At 62.3% G+C, this 21,988-nt stretch carries 20 protein-coding genes and 1 pseudogene; 5 read left to right on the top strand and 16 right to left on the bottom strand.

The window, feature by feature from the left end:
• Positions 1–56 precede the first annotated feature (56 nt).
• A complete protein-coding gene (locus ACL9RI_RS12070; RefSeq protein WP_422726812.1) occupies positions 57–1,493 on the bottom strand; it encodes a catalase in 1,437 nt (478 codons plus the stop codon).
• 300 nt (positions 1,494–1,793) lie between these two features.
• A pseudogene (locus ACL9RI_RS12075) lies at positions 1,794–2,495 on the bottom strand (GNAT family N-acetyltransferase); the annotation flags it as partial.
• A 132-nt stretch (positions 2,496–2,627) separates the two neighbouring features.
• On the opposite strand from ACL9RI_RS12075, the gene ACL9RI_RS12080 reads away from it, so the two are divergent.
• The gene (locus ACL9RI_RS12080) at positions 2,628–4,070 is read left to right on the top strand and encodes a PLP-dependent aminotransferase family protein (protein WP_422726813.1); all 1,443 of its coding nucleotides are present in this window, start codon (positions 2,628–2,630) and stop codon (positions 4,068–4,070) included.
• Here ACL9RI_RS12080 and ACL9RI_RS12085 read toward each other — a convergent pair.
• Entirely contained in the window at positions 4,067–4,699 is a 633-nt protein-coding gene (locus tag ACL9RI_RS12085) for a TetR/AcrR family transcriptional regulator (protein WP_422726814.1), read from the bottom strand. The two genes, ACL9RI_RS12080 and ACL9RI_RS12085, sit on opposite strands and share 4 nt — an antisense overlap.
• A gap of 69 nt (positions 4,700–4,768) precedes the next feature.
• Between ACL9RI_RS12085 and ACL9RI_RS12090 the strand changes: the two genes are divergently transcribed.
• Positions 4,769–5,500 carry an SDR family oxidoreductase gene (locus tag ACL9RI_RS12090; protein WP_422726815.1) on the top strand — a complete coding sequence of 244 codons (732 nt, stop codon included), beginning with the start codon at positions 4,769–4,771 and terminating at the stop codon, positions 5,498–5,500.
• A gap of 22 nt (positions 5,501–5,522) precedes the next feature.
• On the opposite strand, the gene ACL9RI_RS12095 is transcribed toward ACL9RI_RS12090, so the two are convergent.
• The 7 genes from ACL9RI_RS12095 to ACL9RI_RS12125 form a co-directional block, all read right to left on the bottom strand.
• Positions 5,523–6,215 carry a tetratricopeptide repeat protein gene (locus ACL9RI_RS12095; RefSeq protein WP_422726816.1) on the bottom strand — a complete coding sequence of 231 codons (693 nt, stop codon included), beginning with the start codon at positions 6,213–6,215 and terminating at the stop codon, positions 5,523–5,525.
• 100 nt (positions 6,216–6,315) lie between these two features.
• Positions 6,316–8,415: a bifunctional 2',3'-cyclic-nucleotide 2'-phosphodiesterase/3'-nucleotidase gene (locus ACL9RI_RS12100; protein WP_422726817.1), complete on the bottom strand. Its 2,100-nt coding sequence runs from the start codon at positions 8,413–8,415 to the stop codon at positions 6,316–6,318.
• A gap of 101 nt (positions 8,416–8,516) precedes the next feature.
• On the bottom strand, positions 8,517–9,695 hold the full coding sequence (locus ACL9RI_RS12105; protein WP_422726818.1) for a GGDEF domain-containing protein: 1,179 nt from the start codon (positions 9,693–9,695) through the stop codon (positions 8,517–8,519).
• 96 nt (positions 9,696–9,791) lie between these two features.
• Positions 9,792–10,250, bottom strand: coding sequence for a TlpA family protein disulfide reductase (locus ACL9RI_RS12110; RefSeq protein ID WP_422726819.1), 459 nt, complete (start codon positions 10,248–10,250; stop codon positions 9,792–9,794).
• Positions 10,247–10,726 (bottom strand): DUF3299 domain-containing protein, encoded by a 480-nt coding sequence (locus tag ACL9RI_RS12115; RefSeq protein ID WP_422726820.1) that lies wholly within the window; start codon positions 10,724–10,726, stop codon positions 10,247–10,249. The genes ACL9RI_RS12110 and ACL9RI_RS12115 overlap by 4 nt, the downstream gene beginning before the upstream one ends.
• 10 nt (positions 10,727–10,736) lie before the next feature.
• A complete protein-coding gene (locus ACL9RI_RS12120) occupies positions 10,737–11,930 on the bottom strand; it encodes an FtsX-like permease family protein (protein WP_422726821.1) in 1,194 nt (397 codons plus the stop codon).
• Positions 11,927–12,589 carry an ABC transporter ATP-binding protein gene (locus ACL9RI_RS12125; protein WP_422726822.1) on the bottom strand — a complete coding sequence of 221 codons (663 nt, stop codon included), beginning with the start codon at positions 12,587–12,589 and terminating at the stop codon, positions 11,927–11,929. Before ACL9RI_RS12125 ends, ACL9RI_RS12120 begins: the two co-directional genes overlap by 4 nt.
• A 157-nt stretch (positions 12,590–12,746) precedes the next feature.
• Between ACL9RI_RS12125 and zigA the strand changes: the two genes are divergently transcribed.
• Genes zigA through ACL9RI_RS12140 form a run of 3 tightly spaced genes read left to right on the top strand, consistent with a single transcriptional unit; the run spans position 12,747 to position 15,800 of the window.
• The gene (zigA, locus tag ACL9RI_RS12130; protein ID WP_422726823.1) at positions 12,747–13,985 is read left to right on the top strand and encodes a zinc metallochaperone GTPase ZigA; all 1,239 of its coding nucleotides are present in this window, start codon (positions 12,747–12,749) and stop codon (positions 13,983–13,985) included.
• 19 nt (positions 13,986–14,004) lie between these two features.
• Positions 14,005–15,009 carry a CobW family GTP-binding protein gene (locus ACL9RI_RS12135; protein WP_422726824.1) on the top strand — a complete coding sequence of 335 codons (1,005 nt, stop codon included), beginning with the start codon at positions 14,005–14,007 and terminating at the stop codon, positions 15,007–15,009.
• Entirely contained in the window at positions 15,006–15,800 is a 795-nt protein-coding gene (locus ACL9RI_RS12140) for a hypothetical protein (protein ID WP_422726825.1), read from the top strand. Before ACL9RI_RS12135 ends, ACL9RI_RS12140 begins: the two co-directional genes overlap by 4 nt.
• Positions 15,801–15,806: 6 nt before the next feature.
• Here the strand turns inward: ACL9RI_RS12140 and ACL9RI_RS12145 are convergent, their stop codons facing one another.
• From ACL9RI_RS12145 to ACL9RI_RS12170, 6 genes are all read right to left on the bottom strand, one after another.
• On the bottom strand, positions 15,807–16,232 hold the full coding sequence (locus ACL9RI_RS12145) for a Fur family transcriptional regulator (RefSeq protein ID WP_422726826.1): 426 nt from the start codon (positions 16,230–16,232) through the stop codon (positions 15,807–15,809).
• 85 nt (positions 16,233–16,317) lie between these two features.
• Entirely contained in the window at positions 16,318–17,640 is a 1,323-nt protein-coding gene (locus ACL9RI_RS12150) for an alpha/beta hydrolase (RefSeq protein ID WP_422726827.1), read from the bottom strand.
• A 91-nt stretch (positions 17,641–17,731) separates the two neighbouring features.
• Positions 17,732–18,610, bottom strand: a complete 879-nt coding sequence (locus ACL9RI_RS12155) for a peptidase (RefSeq protein ID WP_422726828.1) — start codon at positions 18,608–18,610, stop codon at positions 17,732–17,734.
• Between the two features lie 57 nt (positions 18,611–18,667).
• A complete protein-coding gene (locus ACL9RI_RS12160) occupies positions 18,668–19,477 on the bottom strand; it encodes a transglutaminase family protein (protein WP_422726829.1) in 810 nt (269 codons plus the stop codon).
• Positions 19,477–20,421 (bottom strand): alpha-E domain-containing protein, encoded by a 945-nt coding sequence (locus ACL9RI_RS12165; protein WP_422726830.1) that lies wholly within the window; start codon positions 20,419–20,421, stop codon positions 19,477–19,479. Before ACL9RI_RS12165 ends, ACL9RI_RS12160 begins: the two co-directional genes overlap by 1 nt.
• A complete protein-coding gene (locus tag ACL9RI_RS12170) occupies positions 20,421–21,869 on the bottom strand; it encodes a circularly permuted type 2 ATP-grasp protein (RefSeq protein ID WP_422726831.1) in 1,449 nt (482 codons plus the stop codon). Before ACL9RI_RS12170 ends, ACL9RI_RS12165 begins: the two co-directional genes overlap by 1 nt.
• Positions 21,870–21,988 lie beyond the last annotated feature (119 nt).

Here is a 21,988-nt window from a genome sequence, read left to right on the forward strand (position 1 = left end):
AAAAGCCGAAAGCGCCGGCGTCTGCAAGGACGCCGGCGCTTGGGCAGCGTTGCCGTTTATTTGCTCAGCCTGCCGATCGCTTCGGCCACGCCGGCGCCATAGGCCGGGTCGCACAAGGTACAGTTGCCGATATGGCGGGCCTTGACTTCCGGCGAAGCGCCGGAAATGGCGCGCGCCGTGTTCTCGAACAGTACTTGCTGCTGTGCTTTTGTCATGAGCTGGAACAGGGCGCGCGGCTGCGAATAATAATCTTCATCGACCCGGTGATTCCAGTGGTCGGCCGCGCCTTCGAGGCTCAATGGCGGTTCGCGGAAATCGGGCTGTTCGGCCCATTCCTGCTTGCTGTTCGGTTCGTACGCCAGGGTGCCGCCCAGGTTGCCATCGACGCGCATCTGGCCGTCGCGGTGGTAGCTGTGGAACGGGCACCTGGGTGCGTTGACGGGGATGTGGGCATGGTTGACGCCCAGGCGGTAGCGCTGCGCATCGCCATAGGAAAACAAACGTCCCTGCAACATTTTGTCTGGCGAGAAACTGATGCCTGGCACCACATTGGCCGGGTTGAAGGCTGCTTGTTCCACTTCTGCAAAGTGGTTTTCCGCATTGCGGTTCAGCTCCAGCACGCCCACTTCGATCAGCGGATAGTCGCCGTGCGGCCACACTTTCGACAGGTCGAAAGGGTTGATGTGGTAGGTGCCCGCTTCTTTTTCGGGCATGATCTGCACGTACAGGGTCCAGCGCGGGAAATCCTTGTTTTCGATGCTTTCATACAGGTCGCGGTGCGAGCTTTCGCGGTCTTGCCCCACCAGCGCCTCCGCCTCGGCATCCGTCAGGTTTTGTATGCCTTGCTGGGTTTTAAAAGTGAACTTGACCCAGAAACGCTCGTTTTGCGCATTCAGGAAGCTGAAGGTATGGCTGCCGAAACCATGCATGTGGCGAAAACTGCGGGGCAAGCCCCGGTCGCTCATCACCACGGTGACCTGGTGCAGCGCTTCCGGCAGCGAAGTCCAGAAGTCCCAGTTGCTGTTGGGGCTGCGCAATCCCGTGCGCGGATCGCGCTTGATGGCGTGGTTCAGGTCGGGGAACTTCAGCGGGTCGCGCATGAAAAACACGGGCGTGTTGTTGCCCACCAGATCCCAGTTGCCTTCTTCCGTATAAAACTTCAGGGCAAAGCCGCGGATATCGCGTTCCGCATCGGCCGCGCCCCGTTCGCCGGCCACCGTGGAAAAGCGCGCAAACATCGGCGTGCTCTTGCCCACGGCAGAGAAAATTTTCGCGCGTGTATAGCGCGTGATGTCGTGCGTGACGGTAAACGTGCCATACGCCCCTGATCCCTTCGCGTGCATGCGGCGTTCCGGGATGACTTCGCGGTCAAAATGGGCCAGTTTTTCCAGGAACCAGACATCTTGCAGCAGGGCGGGACCCCGTGGCCCCGCTGTCTGGATGTTTTGATTGTCGACAACAGGCGCGCCGGCGGCAGTGGTGAGCTTTTTCATTGGACTCTTTCTGAATGAGAAGGGCAATGAACCGGCCTGGTGCGCACGGGCGTCCTGACGCTTATCTCTGCGCTTTCCCCATACCTGCTGTTTACCACTGGCTGGGATGCACGAAGCTCACCGGGCTGGTTCAGAATGGCGATTTCTAAAAAGCATTTCAGTGTAATCCTGTCGGGAGGCACAGCATCCCGGCGCCGCCATCGAAGGCGGCAAACCCATCATAGCCTGACGCCGCCGCCAGCTCCAACACGATTGACATGGCGCAATGAACGTTGCTGCACCTTATTGGCGGCATCGCTCCCGCATGCTGGCCAGCGACTGTCGCTGCACGCCGTCGGCCAGCATATTGTCTGGCGCCAGCCATTGCAGGAAAGCCGAGCGCAAGGCCGGCCATTCGCTGTCGATGATGGAAAACCAGGCCGTGTCGCGGCTGCGGCCCTTGTAGACGCTGGCCTGGCGGAAGATCCCTTCGAATTGAAAGCCCAGGCGCAGCGCCGCTTGCCGCGATGGCGCGTTCAGGTGATCGCATTTCCATTCATAGCGGCGGTAGCCCAGGGTGTCGAAAGCATGGCGCATCAGCAGGAACTGGGCTTCGGTGGAAATCGGCGTGCGCTGCAGGCTGGGAGAAAACATCACGTGGCCCACTTCGATGGCCCCATTGGCCGGGTCGATGCGCATCAGCGCCAGGGTGCCCACGGCGCGTCCGCTACGCAGGTCGATTACGGCGAAATGCAGCGGGTCCATGCTCTGCGCGGCCAGCTCCGCATAGGCCCGGTAGCCGGCCGCATCCGTGAACGGGCCGCTGACCATATAGGTCCAGCCCCTGTGATCGGGCGCCTGTGCATAGGCTTGATACAGGTCGCTGGCGTGGCGTCCGGCGTCGAGCGCTTCCAGGCGGCAGTAACGTCCCTGCAAGCTGATGCGTTCAGGACGGGGGCGGGTGGTCCAGCCGGGGAGCGGGGCGCCTATCGGTTGCTGCAGGTGGTTGAAAAAGGAAGACATGGTGCGCTTTCTACAAGATGGCACCGGCACCATGCCGGCCCCAGAAGGGCACGATACGGCTATCGAGGTACCATGACAAGATCCAGATCCTGTATATTTGATGGTGCCATAGACTAGCTCACGATCAATCCCATGCATCCGCAAACCTTTTTGGAACTGCCGCTGTCGCGCGCTGCCGGCGCCGCTCCCTTGCAACGCCAGCTGCATGCACGCCTGAAGAGCGCCATCCTTGGCGGCGAATTGGCGGCCGGAAGCAGCCTGCCCGGTTCACGCGCCCTGGCTGCTACCCTGGGCATCGCGCGCAATACCGTCAGCGCCGTCTATGATCAATTGGCCGTGGAAGGATATGTGCTGGCGCGCAGACAAGGCACGCAAGTGGCGCCCAGGTCGCAGCGGGAAGAAAAGCCGGCGCAATCCGCGGCACCGGTGCTGGCCCGGCGCGTGGCGCAGTTTGCCGCACCGTTGGCGATGCACAGGCCGGCGGCGCTGCGGCCGGGCGAGCCGGCGTTGCCGCAATTTCCGCTGGCCGCCTGGCGCCGGGCCCTGGATGTGGCTTATCAAGGCAACACGGCAGCGCTCGGCTATGGCGATCCGGCCGGCGAGCCTGCCTTGCGGGCCGCCATCGCCCGCTACCTGGCCGTCGCGCGCGGCGTGCGCTGCAGCGCGGAACAGATCGTCATCACGGAAGGCGCGCAGGAAGCGCTGACCTTGTGCGTGCGGCTGCTGAGCAATCCCGGAGATATGGTCTGGGTGGAGGATCCTGGCTATCGCGGCATCAAGGCGGCCATGCAGGCGGGCGACTTGCGAATACGGCCGATGCGGGTCGATGGCCACGGCCTGGCGGCCACGCCCGAGGATTGGCGTGAGTATCCGCCACGCCTGGTCTATACCACGCCGGCCCATCAGTATCCGCTGGGCGCGGTCTTGCCCGTGCCGCGCCGCCTGCAGCTGATAGCCGCGGCGCGCGCGCATGGCGCCTGGCTGGTCGAAGACGATTACGATAGCGAATTTCGTCACGCGGGCGAACCGGTGGCCGCCATGCAGGGACTGTCTGGCGATGGGCCCGTATTGTATGTGGGCACCTTCAGCAAGACCATGTTTCCCGCGCTGCGGCTGGGTTTCCTGGTGCTGCCGCCAGCCTTGCTGGCCGCGGCGCAAGCACCGTTGGCGGCGATGTTGCGCGGCGGACACCGTCACGAGCAGCTGGCCATGGCGCACTTTATCGACAGCGGCCAGTATGCGCGCCACCTGGGCCGCATGCGCAGGCTGTACCGTGCCCGCCAGCAAGCCTTGTGCGCGGCGCTGATCCATCATTTTGACGTGCCGCATACGGTCGAGGGCGGCCATTGCGGCATGCACCTGACCGTGCGCCTGCCGCCAGCCTTTCCCGACCAGATGATTGCTGCCGCTGCCCATGCTTATGGCATGGCAGTTTCGCCCTTGTCCGGTTTTTCGCTGGCGCCCACTGAGGAAGACAATGGCCTGGTGATCGGCTACGGCAACACCGCGCCCGAGCTGTATGGTTCCTTGCTGGGACGGCTGGCCAAGCTGGCCCGCCAGGCGAAACCTAGCTAAGCGCTTGCCGACAGCTTCAGATACGCAATGCACATCAATATCAGCTGCTTGTGGACGGCTTCGGCCTCGGGGCTGGAAAGGTTGCGCTCGAAAACATTGCGGACCGTGCCGAAGACGGTCGCCAGCAGCGTCAGGTTGACCGTGGGCAGGTCATGGAACGGGAGGTCGGAGGTGCTTGCCAGCATGGCGGCGCTTGCCATATCGACGCGGCGGCTGAAGGCCGCAATCAAGGACTCATTATCGAGTTCCACGACGGAACGGTAGAGGGCGCGCGTGACTTCGGGCCGCGCTGTCTTGGCGTTCCAATAGCTCGTCACCAGCGCCTCCACCATTTGCCCGATCGGCGCGCCATGCTGCGCCTGGCAAGCGGTTTCCACCTCATGCGCCAATGCCTCCAGATAACGCTCATTGAGCGCGTAGAACAGCGACTGCTTGTGCGGGAAATACTGGTACATGGTGCCGACCGAGACGCCAGCCCGCCCGGCGACCCGGGTAGTGGTCAGCCGGCGCGGCCCGTCGCTCACCAGAACCTGAATGGTTGCCTCGAAAATAGCGTCCAAAGTCGCCTTCGAACGGGCCTGGCGCGGCATTTTCCGGGCTGTCAGGTGGGGTGGCGGGCTCAAGGTCATATGCGAATTCTCAAACTGAATGATCCTTCATATACTAGCTGCAACAAACCCATATTGAAAGGAACATTCATGATCAGCAGTCACCGTATTGCCCTCGTCACCGGCGCCAACAAAGGTATCGGGCTGGAAATTGCGCGCCAGCTTGCGCAAGCCGGCGTTGTCGTCATCCTTGGCGCCCGTGATGCCGGGCGCGCCAAAGCGGCGCTCGACGATCTCTTGTCTCAGGGGCTGAAAGCGCAAGCCGTTCCGCTCGACCTCGACGACCATGCCAGCATCGCGGCGGCAGCCGAAACGATCCGTGCCGAACATGGCAGGCTCGACATCCTGGTCAACAATGCCGGTATCGTCGATGCGGCGGATGGCCCGCCGGGCACGGCCTCGCTTGACGCCGTGCGCCGCATCATGGAGACCAATTTCATCGGTGCCCTGGCGGTAACGCAAGCAATGCTGCCGCTGCTGCGCAAGGCGCCGGCAGCGCGCATCGTCAACCTGTCCAGCTCGCTGGGCTCGTTGACGCTCAACGGCGACCCGGCGTCACCCTATTATGCGGCGCGGCTGATTGGCTATAACGCCTCGAAGGCGGCGCTCAATATGCTGACGGTGCAGCTGGCCGAAGCGCTGCGCGGCACATCCATCGTCATCAACTCGGTCAGCCCGGGCTACGTGAAGACCGACCTGACCGGCCAGCAAGGTTTCATGAGCGCCGAGGAGGGCGCAAGGCTGCCAGTAGCCTATGCCCTGCTCGGGGAGGGGGCCGTGTCTGGCTGCTTCGTCGAGGCCAGCGGCCAGACACCCTGGTAGGCTCTGCTGTATTGGGACAAAGCTAGAACTTGTTCCAATTGTTATGCCGGTGCTCCGTCGCCTCCTTCAATAAATGGCTGGCCTGCAAGGCATCGTCGGCCTGCACCGTCATCGCCAGTTCCTGCAGGGCGGGCGGGTATTCGTGGTGGGCTGATTCTTCCAGCAAGGCGCGGCTCTTGGCCAGGTCGCGCGCCACGCCGCGGCCTTCGCGGTAGGCGTTGTACAGCAAAAACATGGCATGGGCGTTGCCCAGCTCGCTGGAAACGGCCAGCCAGCGGGCCGCCTCGGCCTGGTCTTGCGGTAGACCTTCGCCATTGGCTGCCAGCAAACCCAGCATCAGCGCCGCTTTCGCATGCCGCTGTTCGGCCGCCTGGCGGTACCACAGCCAGGCTTGTTGCGGCTCGGATGAGCGCAGCATCTGGCCCAGTTCGAACGCCGCTTCTGTATCGCCGGCCCGGGCTGCCTGTTCAAACAGGCGTACAGCGTCGTCGCGGCGTTCGGGACGCAGTTGGTAGACCAGCGCCAGTTCGCGCTCGGCGACCGGCAAGCCGAGGCCGGCCCAGTAGCGCACGCGGTGCTCGGCCCTGGCGTCGTTGGCCTGGCGCGCCTGCATGGCGCTCGCCTCGATTTCTGCCGAGGTCGGCAGCGTCGATGACTGGCAAGCGGCCAGCGCGGCTGCCAGCGCCAGCGCGGTGAGGGACAGATAATGTTTCATGGTGGTCTGCTTCCTGGAGTCGCTGGCCGGAACGGCGTGTTCTGGCCAGCTTTTACTTAGCGCATTTATTTAGCTTATTCACTCAGCTTATTTACTCAGCCTATTTACTCAAATCAATTGCATACTTGGCAAAGCCGCTGGCATCGAGTCCGCCTTCGGCCACCACGTTGGCAATCCCGCTGCTCTTCGCCAGCGCCAGGTGGCCCGGGGCCGAGCGCAGGATCACGGGGCCGCTGGTGGCGGTCTTGACGAAGCTCCAGCTGCGCGCGCTGCCATTGTTGGCCAAGGTGACCTTGCCGCCCTTGCTGCTGAGGGCTGCCAGGTAATTGCTGACGACGGCCTGGTTGGCGTCCGGCGACTTGATGATGGTCTTGCTGCCGTCGATGCCCGGCACGGCGCCGCCGCCACCGGCGCGGTAGTCATTCGTGGCGACGATGAAATCATCGCCGTCCAGCACTGGCGCGCCCTTGTAGGTCAGGTTGACGATGCGGCTGCCGGCTGGCTTCGTCACGTCGATCTGGTAGGTCAGGGCATTGTTTTCCGCGTAGAACACGTCGTAGTTATAGATCGTGCCATACGACGGCACCAGGTCTTGCTCGGCCGTTTTACTCGGGTCGATCTGGGCAAACTGCTTGGCCGAGGTTTCCAGCCAGGCCTTCAAGTCCGAACCCTTGATTTTCACGGCTTGCAGATTGTTATTGCTGTACAAATACAAGTCGCCCGGATTGCGCACCTGCAAGCCGACCGGTGCGGCCGGCGTGGCGCCGTTGGCCACGTCCGTGAAGTCCGACGGCCCGTTGCGGCCCGCCTTGAACGGCGCGCTGCAGGAAATCACGGGGATATTCTTGTAGCTGGCCAGGGTCGCATCGGTGCTGGTGGCAATGAAATTTTTCACATAGTCCAGCTGCGCCTGGTTGACCAGCTGGATCGCGCTGACGTCGCCCGCCAGCGCGAAATAGGCCGACATTTCGAAATCCGTGCTGATGCCCAGCGGCTGTTTGGCGTAGGCGATGGTGGCGGCGTGTTCGGTGGCGACCAGCGGTGCGATGGCCGGGTCAGCCTGTACCAGGGTGGTGCCATCGGTGTATTTGAAGCCGCGCGATTCCACGCTGGTCTTGGTTTGCTGCACCACCCATTTACCGCCCTGGTAGGCCAGGGTCATCTTGATGATGCCCAAACGGCGGCCCCAGCTTTGCGCCATCACCGTCGGCACGCCATTCACGAAACCGTTAACGGGATCAATCCTGGCGCTGGCCGGGAAGGAGGCGAACGACGCGTCCAGCGCGGCCGCGCCTTTTTCCTTGCCTTGCGGGAAAATCAAGTGCGAATGGCCGATCATCAGCGCATCGATGCCGGTGCTGGTCAAATGATAACTGCCGTTTTCCATTTTCGGGCTGTAGGGGCTGGTATCGAGGCCGCCGTGCGACAGGGCCACCACCAGGTCGGCGCCCTTGCTGCGCAGTTCGGGCACATATTGCTTGGCCGCTTCCTGCACGCCCGTCACGCTGACCTTGCCTGCCAGCACTTTTTGATCCCATTCCAGGATTTGCGGCGGCACAAAGCTCATCACGCCCACATTGATCTTGACGTTGAGCTTGCTGCCATCGGGGGCGACGGCGGCGAAATCACGGGGTAGCAGCACGTAAGGCTGGAAGATCGGCTTGCCGCTGGCCACGCCCACTACGTTGCTGAGCACGGATGGATACGTCGGCGCGCCGCAGCTGCCGGCAGGTTTCACCACGCCAGGTATGCCGAAATCGGTATTGGTGATTTGCGACAGGAAAGGCAAGCCATAGTTGAATTCGTGGTTGCCCATGCCGCCCGCGTCATACTTGAGCGCATTCATGGCCTTGTGCACGGCCAGCGTGCCGGAGCAAGGCACGGGCGTGGCGACCGCTTGCAGGTCGGCCAGCAAAGTGCCCTGGATCACATCGCCATCGTCGAGCAGGATGTTGTTGGGACTTTCCGCGCGCGCAGCCTGGATCAGGGTCGACGTGCGGTCCAGGCCCAGGCTGCTGTCTTCCGCCAGCGCATAGTAGTTGTAGCCAAGCACATTCGAATGGATATCGGTGGTTTCCAGCAAGGCCAGGGTCACGGTCGTGCCTTCCGGTATGGCAGGGGCGTGGGAACTGCCGTTACAGCCCGCCAGCCCCGCGCCCAGTGCCGCCAGCGCTGCCCGCATCATCCAGTTTGTTTTCATTGCCATCCTCACAAAGACTCAAAGGACGCGACTGTAACGCCGCGATATGACGGCGCGATGACAGTCTGGCAAGGTGCATGGATGCTGGTGTTATGCTGGAGTTATACCGGATACCAGGCCAGCGTACAGCCGCGTCCGTGCGACTTGGCCTGGTACAGGGCAATGTCTGCCCGCTGCAGCATGCTCTCGATGGTGTCGCTCTCGATGCCGGTGTCGACATCGCGCCGGCACATCGCAATGCCGGCGCTGTAGGACAGCGCGAAGCCCAGCTCTCCCGCCGAGTGCTGCTGCAACCAGAGGCGCAGCCGTTCGTCGTAAGCCTTCACCGCGGCCAGGTCGGCACAGTTGAGCAATACGCAGAATTCTTCGCCGCCATAACGGCAGAACAGGTCGCCGGCGCGGCTCACGGCCCGCAAGCCCGTCACGAAAAGCTGCAAGGCCTGGTCGCCAACGGCATGGCCGTGCGTATCGTTGATCTGCTTGAAGTAATCGAGGTCCAGCATCAGCACGCCGACAGGCTGGCGGTAGCGCAAGCTGCTGGCCAGATCAATGCGGGACTGCAGCAGCCAGGCGCGGCGGTTCAGGGCGCCCGTCAAACCGTCCTGCGTGGCCAGGCGTTCCAGTTCGCGCGCCATCTCGTCGCGGTGCGCCAGCAGGATGGCCACCACGGACAGCACCATCATCGCGTTGGATGACAAGGCAAATATCTGGTTGACCAGGTGGGGCGCATAGAAATTCGGAAATTCGGCCGTGTAAAATGCGCCCAGCACGCCGCGCAAGGCCAGCACCACCATCTGCACCGACAACGATATGACCAGTAACCAGCGCCAGCGTCCAATCGGTATCTGTGGGGTGCGGCACAGGCTCACTATCACGGTGGCAATCTGCAAGGCCAGCAAGCCGTTGGACCAGCCGACCCGAAACGGATAGTCGGCAAAGCCGATACCATAGCCGGTGGTCATGAGGACGGCGATGATGGCGGGAACGTAGGCGGCCGGCTTGCGGCCGCACCAGAGCTCGAAGGCCATGGCATTGCATACCATGCCGGACGATACGCTGGCCATGGCGAGCACCGACAGCAGGTGGTCAGCCCAGCCACCCCGCTGGCAGGTGCTCGATAACAGCAGGAAAATCCAGCCTGCCGTTTGCAGCATGATCCCGGTTTGAGCGTAACGCGCCGCCCGGTTTTCCCGCCCCATGAAATACGGCAAGGCCACAGCCATGATCAACAGATTGAGTGTCATGGTAATGAACAGGGACGATACGTCGATTGTCAGCACTAATGACACTTTCTGAAATAATTACGGAGACCGTATTATCACAATGAAAGCGGTACAAGGGTGGACTTTTTCAGAACTGTGCGGCTTAGGTGCTTCTTATATGCAGGCAGCCACGGCCTTGGCCAGCCACTGGGCATCGATGCGGCCCAGGCGCCGGGTGCAGATCTCATGCTCAGCATTTAATATCACTGTGTACGGCAAGCCACTGATTTGATTGCCAAATCTGCCCATCAGGAGGTTTGCCGGCGGGGCCGCGTGGGCCTGTTCATAGCTGGCAGGATGCTGTTGCAAAAAGCCGCGCGCCGCTTGCTGCTCATCGATGGCGATGCCGATCACGGCCGTGTGCCGCTGCCTGGCTGCTTGGGCATTTAGCAATGGTAATTCGGCTACGCAGGGTATGCAATTGCTAGCCCAGAAATTGAGGATCACGGGCCGGTGCTTGTAACTGTTCAGGCTAACCTGGCCTGCACCGGTAAGCCTGGGCAAGTCCAGTTGCAGCGGCGCCGCGCTGGCGACGCTGCCGGCCAAGCCCAAGATGCAAAGAAAACGCTTCATTCAGACCCCACGGCCGCATCCGTGATGCGGTAGTACAAGCCCATGCTGTCATTGGCCAGCACCTTGAACTTGCCTTGCATGATGATGGGTGCGTAGGTAAATTTCACGGGCGTCTTGCTCTTGATTTCCACCACGCCTTCCGGGCCGGCCGGCAGGCAATACGGGCAACTGGCGGACGTCACGGTCAGCAAAAAGTGTTTTTGTTTCTGGCCTGGTTCCAGCGGCATCATGAAACCCTGGACTTTCACGTCGGTATTGTCGAGTGCGCTGATTTCCGGCGTGTATTGGGGCACCATGCGGCCTTTTTTTGCCTTGACGGTGGTGGCCTTGCCCAGCAAGCTCCACGACACGACGCCGGGAATATCGGTCAACGGGGCAAAAAACGAGGGCGGCTGCTCGGTGGCGCCCGCCAGTGCAGAGGCGCTGGCCGAAACAGATAGCAGGGCGCAGGCGGACAGAACGATGATTTTTAACATGGGTAGTCCTTTAGTGGGATCTGGCCAGGGTAGCGGCAATATCGGTGCGGTAGGCGCGCGCGGCGGGCAGGGCGGCGGCCAGCAGCCCCACCGCCACGGCGATCAAGGGCAGCCAGGCTTCGCCATCGACGATGCGCCAGCTGTGCAGATGCAACTGCTGCGCGCTGCCCAGGCTTGCCGCCAGTACGCCCACGCCCAGGTGGCCCAGCAGCCAGCCGATCAGCGCGCCGGCCAGCGACAGCAGCAAGCCTTGCGCCAGCAGCAGCCGCAGCAGTTTGGCCGGGCTGGCGCCCAGGGTGCGCAAGATTGCCATATCGGTCTTGCGTTCCTCCAGCGCGCCATACAGCGCCACGAACATCGACAGGGCCGCCACCAGCAGCACGCCAGCGGCGATGGCGCGCAGCACATCCATGCCGATGCCCAGCAACTCGAACAGCCGCGCCGCCTCGAATGCCGGTTGCGCCGCCTGCAGCCGGGGCTGGCTATTGACCCAGCGCGGCATGCTGACGGCCGCCAGCGGCGAGGCATACTCGACCAGCACGGCCGTCAGTTCGCGCTCGGCCACCGGCTTGGCCACTTCGTCGGGGTCGGTTTCATGCACGCGCCACACCGAATCGACGGGCGTCAGGATCAAGCGGTCCAGCACGCTTCCGGTCGGTTGCAATATGCCGACCACCGTGTACGGCGCATGGTCGTGCAGCTCGCCGCCGGCCGTCAAACCGTGCGAACCGGCAAACTTGGCGCCCAGGGTGGCGCCCGTTTCACGCGCCGCCAGGGCGCCAAACACGGCTTCCATCGGGTGCTCGAAAGGCTTGCCCTGCGCCAGCTGCGCATCGTAGTGTTCGGCATAAGCGGCATTGGTGCCGACGATGCGAAAGCCATGGAAATTGTCGCCCAGCGCCAAAGGAATCGCCGTCCTGACCAGCGGCTGCGTGGCCAGCGCCTGCAAGGTAGGGTAGGGCACATTGCCGGTGGGAATATCCACGTGGTAGACGGAAGACAAGATCAGTTGCAGCGGCGACCCCTTGGCGCCCACCACCAGGTCGATGCCCTCGGCGTCGCGCAGCGCGCCTTCTTCCAGCTGGGTCGAGACGGCCAGGATAAACGTCATCATGGCAATGCCGATCGCCATCAGCAGCAAATTCAATGCCGTGGCCAACGGCTTGTGGCGCAAGGCTTTCCAGGCCAGCGACAGCGCATTCATGCCGCCACCCGCAATGCAGACAAACGCAACACCCTGGCATCTGGCAAGGCGGCCAGCACGCGCGCGTCATGGCTGGCGATCAATAGCGAGGCGCCGGCCTGTTCCGCCTGGCTGGCCAGCAAGCGCACCACGGCCGCGCACGCCTCATCGTCGAGGTTGGCGGTCGGCTCATCGGCCAGTATCAATTTCGGCCGCATCGCCACGGCGCGCGCGATGGCCACCCGTTGCCGCTGGCCGCCGCTCAATTGATGCGGGTAGGCATCGAGCTTGTCGCCCAGGCCCAGGCTATCGAGCAAGCCCGCCGCATGGCCGGGGTTGGGGCGTTGGCCGCTGGCATAGGCGGGTAGCAGCACGTTTTCCAGCACGCTCAAGCTGGCCACCAACGCCAGTTGCTGCGGCAGCAAGCCGATGGCCCGGCCGCGCCAGCCGTCGCGCTGGCGCGGCGTCAGTTGCGACAGTTCCATGCCCGCCACCTCCAGCTTGCCGCCTTGCGGCGTCAATATGCCGGCCAGCAAATGCAGCAGGGTCGACTTGCCCGAGCCCGATGGCCCCAGCAGCAGGCCATGCTGGCCGGCCGGCAAATGAAAGGCGTCGACGGCGAGCACGGCTTGTGCAGGGGGCGGGCCATAGCGATAGCTGAGGGAAGCGAGGTGGAGCATGAAGCCTCTGGTCTGGTCAAAAGAATACTGTGTGAAGAATGCTGCACAAATGCAAGTGAGCTGCATTATAATTTAAAAACGCAATCGACTTGCATTACTGAATGTATCTCTGATCGCATATCGCTTCCACACTGTTCACCCATCTCTAGGATTTTCCATGACGCAACATCGCAAACTCCCCGTGACTGTCCTGTCCGGTTTTCTCGGCGCGGGCAAGACCACCTTGCTCAACCACATACTGCGCAACCGCGAAGGCAAGCGCGTGGCCGTCATCGTCAACGACATGAGCGAAGTCAATATCGACGCCTCGCTGGTCAAGGAAAGCGCGGACGCGGCCGGCGCGGCGCTATCGCGCACCGAGGAAAAACTGGTGGAAATGTCGAATGGCTGCATCTGCTGCACCCTGCGCGACGATCTGTTGCTGGAAGTGCGCCGCCTGGCACAGGAAGACCGTTTCGATTACCTGCTGATCGAATCGACGGGCGTGGGCGAACCGATGCCGGTGGCCGCCACCTTTGATTTCGAAGATGAAAACGGCGACAGCCTGAACGACGTGGCCCGCATCGACTGTATGGTCACCGTGGTCGACTGCGCCAACCTGCTCAACGACTTCGGCAGCGAAGATACGCTGGAGCAGCGCGGCGAAACGGCGGGCGAGGGCGATGACCGCCAGCTGGCCAACTTGCTGACCGAACAGATCGAATTTGCCAATGTGATCGTGCTCAACAAGGTGGACATGGTTGACGCTGCCGAGCGCCTGCGCGTGCTAGGCGTGATCAAGGCCTTGAATCCCGGCGCGCGCGTGATTGAAACCAACCAGTCCGTGGTGCCGCTGGACGCCATCATGGGGACGGGGCTGTTCGACCTGGAACAGGCAGCCAGCATGCCGGGCTGGGCCCAGGAATTGGCGGGCGTGCATACGCCGGAGACGCAAGAGTACGGCATCAGCAGTTTTGTGTATCGCGCCAAGGAACCGTTCCATGCGCAGCGCCTGCATGACTATATTTCGCAGCCGATTGCCGGCGTGGTGCGCAGCAAGGGGTATTTCTGGCTGGCCAGCCGCCCGGAATGGGTGGCCAGCCTGTCCGGCGCAGGCAAGCTGATCAATATTGAACCGGTGGGCCTGTGGTGGGCTTCCGTGCCGAAGGAACGCTGGCCGACCGATGCGGAAACCCTGGCGGAACTGAAAGCCGGCTGGACCGAGACTTATGGCGACCGCTACCAGGAAATCGTGTTTATCGGCCAAAACATGGACCAGGCGGCCATCGAAGCGGACTTGAAAAAATGCCAGCTGAACTTTACCGAAACACGCAAGGGCATGGCTGCCTGGCGCAAGCTGCCCGACCCTTTCCCGCAATGGCAGCGTATGGAAGAGCTGGAAGAAGAGGAAAATTAACCATGAACAGGAAGCGAGCATGACAGAACTGATCCCCGTCACCATCATCACCGGTTTTCTCGGCAGCGGGAAAACCACTTTATTGAAACGCATCCTGCAGGCGGACCACGGTTATCGCATCGCCGTGATCGAAAACGAGTTTGCCGCCGAAAGCATCGACAATGCGCTGCTGGTGCAAGACCGCGACGAGCAGATCGTGGAAATGAATAATGGTTGCATCTGCTGCAGCGTACGCGGCGACTTGATCCGCATCCTGGGCGAGCTGCACGCCAAGCGCGAGGCGGGCACGCTGGCCTTCGACCATGTGATTATCGAGACGACGGGCCTGGCCGCGCCGGGGCCGGTGGCGCAAACCTTCTTTGCGGAACCGTCCGTCAGTGAGTTCTACATGCTCGACGCCATCCTGACGGTGATCGATGCACGCCATGCACAGCAGCAATTGACGGCACACAAGGAAGCGCAGGAGCAGGTGGGCTTTGCCGACCGCATCCTGCTGTCGAAAACGGACCTGGTCAACAAGGAGGAGCTGGTCGCCCTGCGCCGGCGCCTGGTGGCCATCAATTGCCGCGCCAGCATACAGAAGGTGAGCTTCGGCAATGTGCCGCTGCGCGATATCCTCAATATCCGTGGCTTTAATTTGAACGCCATCGTCGAACTGGAGCCGGATTTCCTCGGCGAACTGGGACACCGTCATGGCGACGGCGTGCAATCGTTCGTGTACCACCAGCCGCAGGCGATGGACTTGATGCAGGTGGAAAATTTCCTCGATGCCGTGGTGCAAGTGTTTGGCACCCAGCTGATGCGCTACAAGGGCATCTTGAACATTGCCGGCACGCCATGCCGCGCCGTCTTCCAGGGCGTGCACATGCTGATGGGCTCGGAATTGGGCGCAGCATGGCGCGACGATGAAGTACGGGCCAGCAAGATGATTTTTATCGGCCGCAACTTGCCCCAGGATATGCTGATCCGTGGTCTGGACAAGTGCGTGGCCGGCGTCAGCCCCGGCATCATGGAGGCGGCATGAGCGTCGAAGCAGGCTTGCCCGCCCTGGCCCTGATCTTTATCCTCGGCATGCGACATGGCCTGGAACCCGATCACCTGGCCGCCGTCGATGGCTTGACCATGCGCAGCATGCCCACCCACCCGCGCTGGATGCCGTGGATGGGCGGCATGTTTGCCCTGGGCCATGGCATCACCGTGCTGGCCATCATCGCTGCGGCCGCCATGGCGTCCAGCGAGCTGGCCTTATCTCCCGAAGTGTTCGATGCGCTGGAATGGCTGCCGATCGCCTTGCTACTGGTCATCGCCGTGATGAATGGGCGCTCCTTGCTCAGCAAGCAAGGCCCGGCCCTGGCCAGCGTGCGCAGCCGCATCCTGCCGCCGTGGCTGCGCGGCGCATCCGGCCCCGTGGCGGGCGTGCTGGTGGGCATGCTGTTTGCGCTGGTGGTCGATACGGCCGTGCAGGCGGCCGCCTGGGGTTATGCCGCCGTGGCCCTGGGCGGCATGGGGCCGGCCTTGCTGACGGGACTCGTATTTACCTTGGGCATGGGCGTAACGGACTTGTTCGATGGCTGGGTCACGGCCAAGGTCATGCGTACCGGCAAGGAAGAGGTGATGCGCGCCTTCCGCCGCCGCCTGGGCTGGCCCATCGTCGCCATCTGCCTGCTGATGGCCGTGTATCTGGCGGCCAGCAAGCTCGAACCCGGGCTGGCCTTGCCGGAAGCCTGGTATGCGGCGCTGGGTGCGGCAATGGTGCTGCTGATGGCAGGCTTGTATGGCTGGACCTTGTATGGCTTGCGCCAGGCACGGCCCTGAGCAGGCTTATTTGCAGCGCGGGCACAGCCCCTTGATCAGATAGTCGACTTCCCCGCCGCTGAAACCTTCTGGCAAGGCAACAGGGGCGGGCAGCTTGACTTCATTGAAGCAGGTCACGTCGGCGCAGCGCGTGCACTGGAAATGCGCGTGTTCGTGCGCCTGGTGGCCGGCGCCGGCGCTGAAGCGCCAGACCTGGTCGGCGCCCGCGATGCGGTGCACCAGCTCGTTTTCAGTCAGCCATTCCAGCACGCGGTACAAGGTGACGGAATCGATATCGCTGTCTTGCGACAACGCTTGCTGGATTTCATGGTGGGTTTGCGAACGGTTGTGCGACAGCAGATAGTCGAGCACTTTCACGCGGGTCTTGGTGACGCGGGCGTTGGTGCTGCGTATCAGCGATTCGGCTTGCGGGGTAGGAGAAGATGTCAACATAATATGGCCTGCTTATGGTAGCCGGGCGCGCGGCATGATCGCCGTGTCCTTGCCACACTCTAAGGCCGTATCTTAGCATGCGTACTCAGGGCCTGAACATCCAATAGCGCCCGGCAGGCGTATCGACGGGGTCGAGGAAGCGCTGGTCGGCCCGCGCCTGGTTATGGATCAGGTAAAACATGTCGGACAAAGCCGAGCGTTTTTCAGCGAAATACATGTGTTTCACAAAGCCCGTGTCCACCTTGGTGGCATCGATGGTTTCCACCCCCGCCACGATTTGCATGCCCGGCCCGCTGTCGCCCGCGCGCGCATAGCCGTGCACGGCTTTCGAGGCGGCCAGCGCCAGGTCGTCCGACGATGCATACAGGGTGACGGGATTGCGGGCGCTGGCCAGTTGCGGGGCGATATCGTTCTTGAAGATGGCGGCATCGATATCGGGCGCGGCCAGGATGATTTCCGTAATCTTTTGCGCCAGCACGGGTTGCGCCGCCATCAAAGCGGCGACGGCGCGCGTCAAGCCCCGGCTACCCATGCTGTGGGCGATCAGGTAGACATGCTGCGCGGCAGTCTTGTCGAGAAAATCACTTAAAAAGCCCAGGAGATGGGGCGTGCTCCATTCGATATTGTTTTCATCGATGGTGTAGCCGGACAAGTCGCCCTGCGAGGGCCAGCTGTAAAACACGGGCGCGCCATCGAAACCCAGGTCGTAGGCCATCTGGCCCGTGCGCCGCGCCGCATTTTCAAACGTGACGTTGTAGCCATGGATAAACAAGAAGGCATTCTTGCCGGCCGAGCCGGCGATCTGCGTGCTCAAGGCGGCATAAAAAGTCCCGGCATCCTGCACCTCGGCTGTCAGCAGCACCACGTGCTTGGCCGGATCGTCGCGAAACTCCAGCCGCCACAGCGACGGCGATTCCAGCTGGCCCATGCGGTGGTCGCGCGGGATGCTGATATCGCAACAGCCATAGCTGAGCGTGTCCTGCTCCGCGCTGGGCGCGTTGCGGGCGCCGCTGAAACGCTGGGCCGGCGGCTTGCCCAGGTCGCGCTGGCGGTCGGTGGCGAAATACGTTCTCACCACGGCGTAGTTCGATACCACGCCGCTTTTTTCGATTGTTTCCGCGCTGGCGGAAGGCAGGGGCAACTGGCCGAGCAAGCCTTGCGCGGCAAACAGGCTGGCCATATCGTCGGCTACTTTGGCGTTTGATAAGGCGTGCGCCAGCGCCAGGCGCAGCGATTCGGAGGCAGCATCGGCTTCCAGCGCCGCGATGGCAGCCAGGATGGCAGTTGCGCTGTCGAGCTGGCCGATGGCTGTCTTCAGCTGCTGGTAATAGCGGGTGATGGCTGCGGGAGCGTGATCGGGCGCGCCCTGCCCGATGGCGGCCACGACGGCGAAAGTGATCAGGTCCATCTGCGCCACCTTATGCGTGTTGTCTATATGGTCATAAGATCACGCTCCAGGCGGCTTGTCCAGCGGCGCGTGCGCGAGTGGCGCAACTGTATCAATATTGCCGCTCGTCTAACGCCTGCTGCGCCAGCGATTGCAGCGGTACTGCCTCCTGGCTGCCACGGCCGACATGGGCGGGAATGGCCACGCGCACGGGTTTTCCCTGCACATTGCCGGATGACAAGACATTCGTCGTGATGTCCGGTGCGGCGTTCCACACGGGATCGTCCATGCCTTCGAACACGCGTTTCAATTGTTCGCCCCAGGTATCGCGGATCATGCGGAAATACTGGTTCTTTTCATCGATGGTCACAAAACGCGTGACGGCCAGCCGCTCCGTTTCATACACCAGCAGATCGAGCGGCAAGCCGACGGAGATATTCGAACGCAGGGTGGAATCCATGGAAATGAGCGCGCACTTGGCCGCTTCGTCCAGGCGGGTGGCGGGATTGATCACGCGGTCGAGGATGGGCTTGCCATACTTGGCTTCGCCGATCTGGAAATACGTGTTTTCATCGTGCGATTCGATGAAATTGCCTGCCGAATACACCTGGAACAGGCGGCAACGCTCGCTGCCGATCTGGCCGCCCAGGATGATGCTGACATTAAAATCGATGCCGGAGTCGGCCAGGGCCTTGGCTTCGCGCTGGTGCACGGCGCGCACGGCGTCGCCGACGATGCGGGCCGCCTCGTACATGCTGCTGACGCTCCAGATGCTGCGCCCGTCGGCATCGACGTGCTCGGCCACGATCTGGCGGATCGCCTGTGAAATCGACAGGTTGCCGGCGGTCATCATGACCAGCATGCGGTCGCCGGGATTTTCAAATACGCTCATCTTGCGGAAGGTGCCCACCTGGTCCACGCCCGCATTGGTGCGCGAATCGGACAGGAAAACCAGGCCTTCATTGATACGTATGGCAACACAATAGGTCATCGTAGCGCGTTGTAAAAGATTCAAAGGGAAAGGATTCTACACCAGGCGGGCTGGCTGCTAGCGGGTCAGGATCTGCACCTCCACCGACATGCTTTCCTGGCCGCCCCCCTGGCGCACGCCGCGCACGGGGGCGGCGGAGTCGTAGTCGCGGCCGATGGCCAGGCGGCAATAGGCGTCCGTCATCAGGCGCGCATGGGTCACGTCGATGCTGACCCATCCCTGGAAATCGCTGTCCACGGCCCAGGCGTCGACCCAGGCGTGGCTGGCCGCGTGGCCCGTGGTTTCCGGATCGATATAGCCGGAAACGTAGCGGGCCGGAATGCCCCAGGCGTGGCAACAAGCCAGGAACAGGTGTGCATGGTCCTGGCACACGCCGCGACCCAGCGCCAGTGCGTCGGCGGCGGTGGTGCTGACCATGGTGGCGCCGCTTTCATAGGCGACCTGGCCGGCGATGGTTTCCGCCAGGCGCAGCAAATGCTGCGTACTGGCCGCCGTGTTGCGGTCGGGCAAGCTGCTTGCGGCCAGCTCCACGATGGCCGGCGCCGCCTCTGTCAGCCGGGTGGGCATGGTAAACAACAGCGGCGACAGGGTGTCTTCCAGGTTCAGCCGGCCCTGATACGGATAAATGGTTTCCACTACGCCATGCGCCACCAGGCTCAGGCTTTGGTGGTGTCCATTGATGGTCAGCATATGCGACAGGTTGCCGTACGCATCCGTATAGGCGTGGCACTGGCCCGGCGTGGAGAGCTGCCAGGACAGTGCGCGCTGCTGCGGCTCGATACGCGGCGTCAGGTGCAGCTGCTGGATGGTGTGGGCCAGCGGCGCGCTGTAGCTGTAGCGGGTTTCGTGGCGGATGGTGATCTGCATCAGGCCGCCAGGGGAACGAGGAAGTCGCGGCTGACACGGTTGCCCAGTTCATAGATGCTTTCCAGGAACTCGGTCAGGGTCCGGTGCAAACCCGCTTTCATGATGTCATCGATATGGCCGAATTTCAGCTGCGCGTGCAGCTTGCCGGCAAAGCGCTCCGTATCGGCCGACACATCGTTGCGCAGTTGGCGCAGATTATCGACCACGTCTTCCATGCAGGCAAGTAATGAGCGGGGCATATCGCCGCGCAGCATCAGCAATTCGGCCACGCGCTCGGGCGTGATCACGTCGCGGTAGACCTTGCGGTAGATTTCAAAGCCGGACACGGAGCGCAGCAGGGCCGCCCAGTAATAAAAGTCGCGCTGCTGCACGTCCTTGGCCGCGTCCCTGGCGCCATGGAATTTCACGTCGAGGATGCGCGCCGTATTGTCGGCCCGCTCCAGGAAGGTGCCCAGGCGGATGAAGTGGATCGCTTCATCCTTGAGCATGGTGCCCAGGGTGACGCCGCGCGACAGGTGCGAACGGTATTTCACCCATTCGAAGAACTGGCTGGGATCGCTTTCCAGCAAGTTGCTTTTCAAGCGCTTCTGCATGTCGAGCCAGGTGGCGTTCTGGATTTCCCATACTTCCGTGGTCAGGGTGCCGCGCACGGCCCGGGCATTTTCGCGGGCGGCCGTCAGGCAGGCCATGATGGAGGACGGGTTGTGCGGATCGCGCACCATGAAGTCGAGCACGTCCTGGGTGTGGAAGCGGCCATATTTCTCGTCGTAGGCGCTTTGCAGCTCGGAAATGCCCAAGGTGGCGCGCCAGCCTTGCTCGGCGTCGGCTTCCGATTGGGGCAGCATGGCCGTTTGCATGTTGACGTCCAGCATGCGGGCCGTGTTTTCGGCGCGCTCGGTGTAGCGCGCCATCCAGAATAAATGATCGGCGGTTCTGCTCAGCATTATTGCTCTCCTCCAAACGCCATGGTTTTTTCCAGTATCCAGGTATCCTTGGTGCCGCCGCCCTGCGAGGAATTGACTACCAGCGAGCCTTCGCCCAAGGCCACCCGCGTCAAGCCACCGGGCACCATGGAAATCGTCTTGCCGGACAGCACGAATGGCCGCAAATCGATATGCCGTGGCGCGATGCCATTCTCCACATAGGTGGGGCAGGCCGACAGGGCCAGCGTAGGCTGGGCGATGTAGCCGCCCGGATTGGCCAGCAGGCGCTGGCGGAAATCGTCGATCTGCGCCTTGCTCGAAGCGGGCCCGACCAGCATGCCGTAGCCGCCCGCGCCGTGCACTTCCTTGACGACAAGTTCCGGCAGATTGGCCAGCACATACGACAGGTCGGCCGGTTTGCGGCACTGGTACGTCGGCACGTTGTTCAGTATCGGTTCTTCCGACAAATAAAACTTGATCATGTCGGGCACGTAGGGGTAAATCGACTTGTCGTCGGCCACGCCAGTGCCAATCGCGTTGGCCAGGGTCACGCGGCCGGCGCGGTAGACCGACAGCAGGCCCGGCACGCCCAAGGAAGAATCGGCGCGGAAGGCCAGCGGATCGAGGAAATCGTCGTCGACCCGGCGGTAGATCACGTCGACCCGTTTCGGTCCGCGCGTGGTGCGCATGTAGACGGCATTGTCGTTGACAAACAAATCCTTGCCTTCCACCAGTTCCACCCCCATTTGCTGGGCAAGGAAGGCGTGCTCAAAATAGGCCGAGTTGTACATGCCCGGCGTCATCACGACCACCGTCGGATCGTTGACGCCGATCGGCGCGACCGAGCGCAAGTTGTCGAGCAACATGTCCGGGTAATGATCGACAGGCGCGATCTTGTTGCGCGCAAACAGGTCGGGAAACAGCCGCATCATCATCTTGCGGTCTTCCAGCATGTAGGACACGCCGGACGGCACGCGCAGATTGTCTTCCAGCACATAAAATTCGCCCTGGCCGGCGCGCACGATATCGACCCCGGCGATATGGGCGTAGATGTCGGAGGCCACGGCGATGTCCTGCATTTCAGGCCGGTACTGGGCATTGCGGTAGATTTGCTCGGCGGGAATGATGCCTGTCTTGATGATATTTTGCTCGTGATAAATATCGTGCAAAAACATGTTCAGCGCTTGCACCCGCTGCACCAGGCCCTTTTGCATTTGCGCCCATTCGGTGGCGGGGATGATGCGCGGGATGGTGTCGAAAGGAATCAGCCGTTCCGTGCCGGCATCGTCGCCATACACGGCGAAGGTGATGCCCACGCGGCGGAACAGCAAGTCGGCTTCGGCCCGCTTGCGGGCAATGGTGTCAGGGGATTGCTGTTGCAGCCAGTGGCTGAATTCACGGTAGTGTTCGCGTACCTTGCCATCCGTACCCACTTCATCCGCAGTCATTTCATTAAAAAAATTTGCCATGTTGTGATTTCCCTTGAGCCGTGGACATGGTTAGCTCAGCAGAAATCGTGCCAGCGCGCTAGCGATGGATCGTGTTAAAAACGATCACTTTTGTGGCATGCGCCGCTCTTGCGCACCGC

Source organism: Janthinobacterium sp. Mn2066 (genome assembly GCF_049319705.1).
Classification (GTDB): Bacteria; Pseudomonadota; Gammaproteobacteria; order Burkholderiales; family Burkholderiaceae_D; genus Janthinobacterium.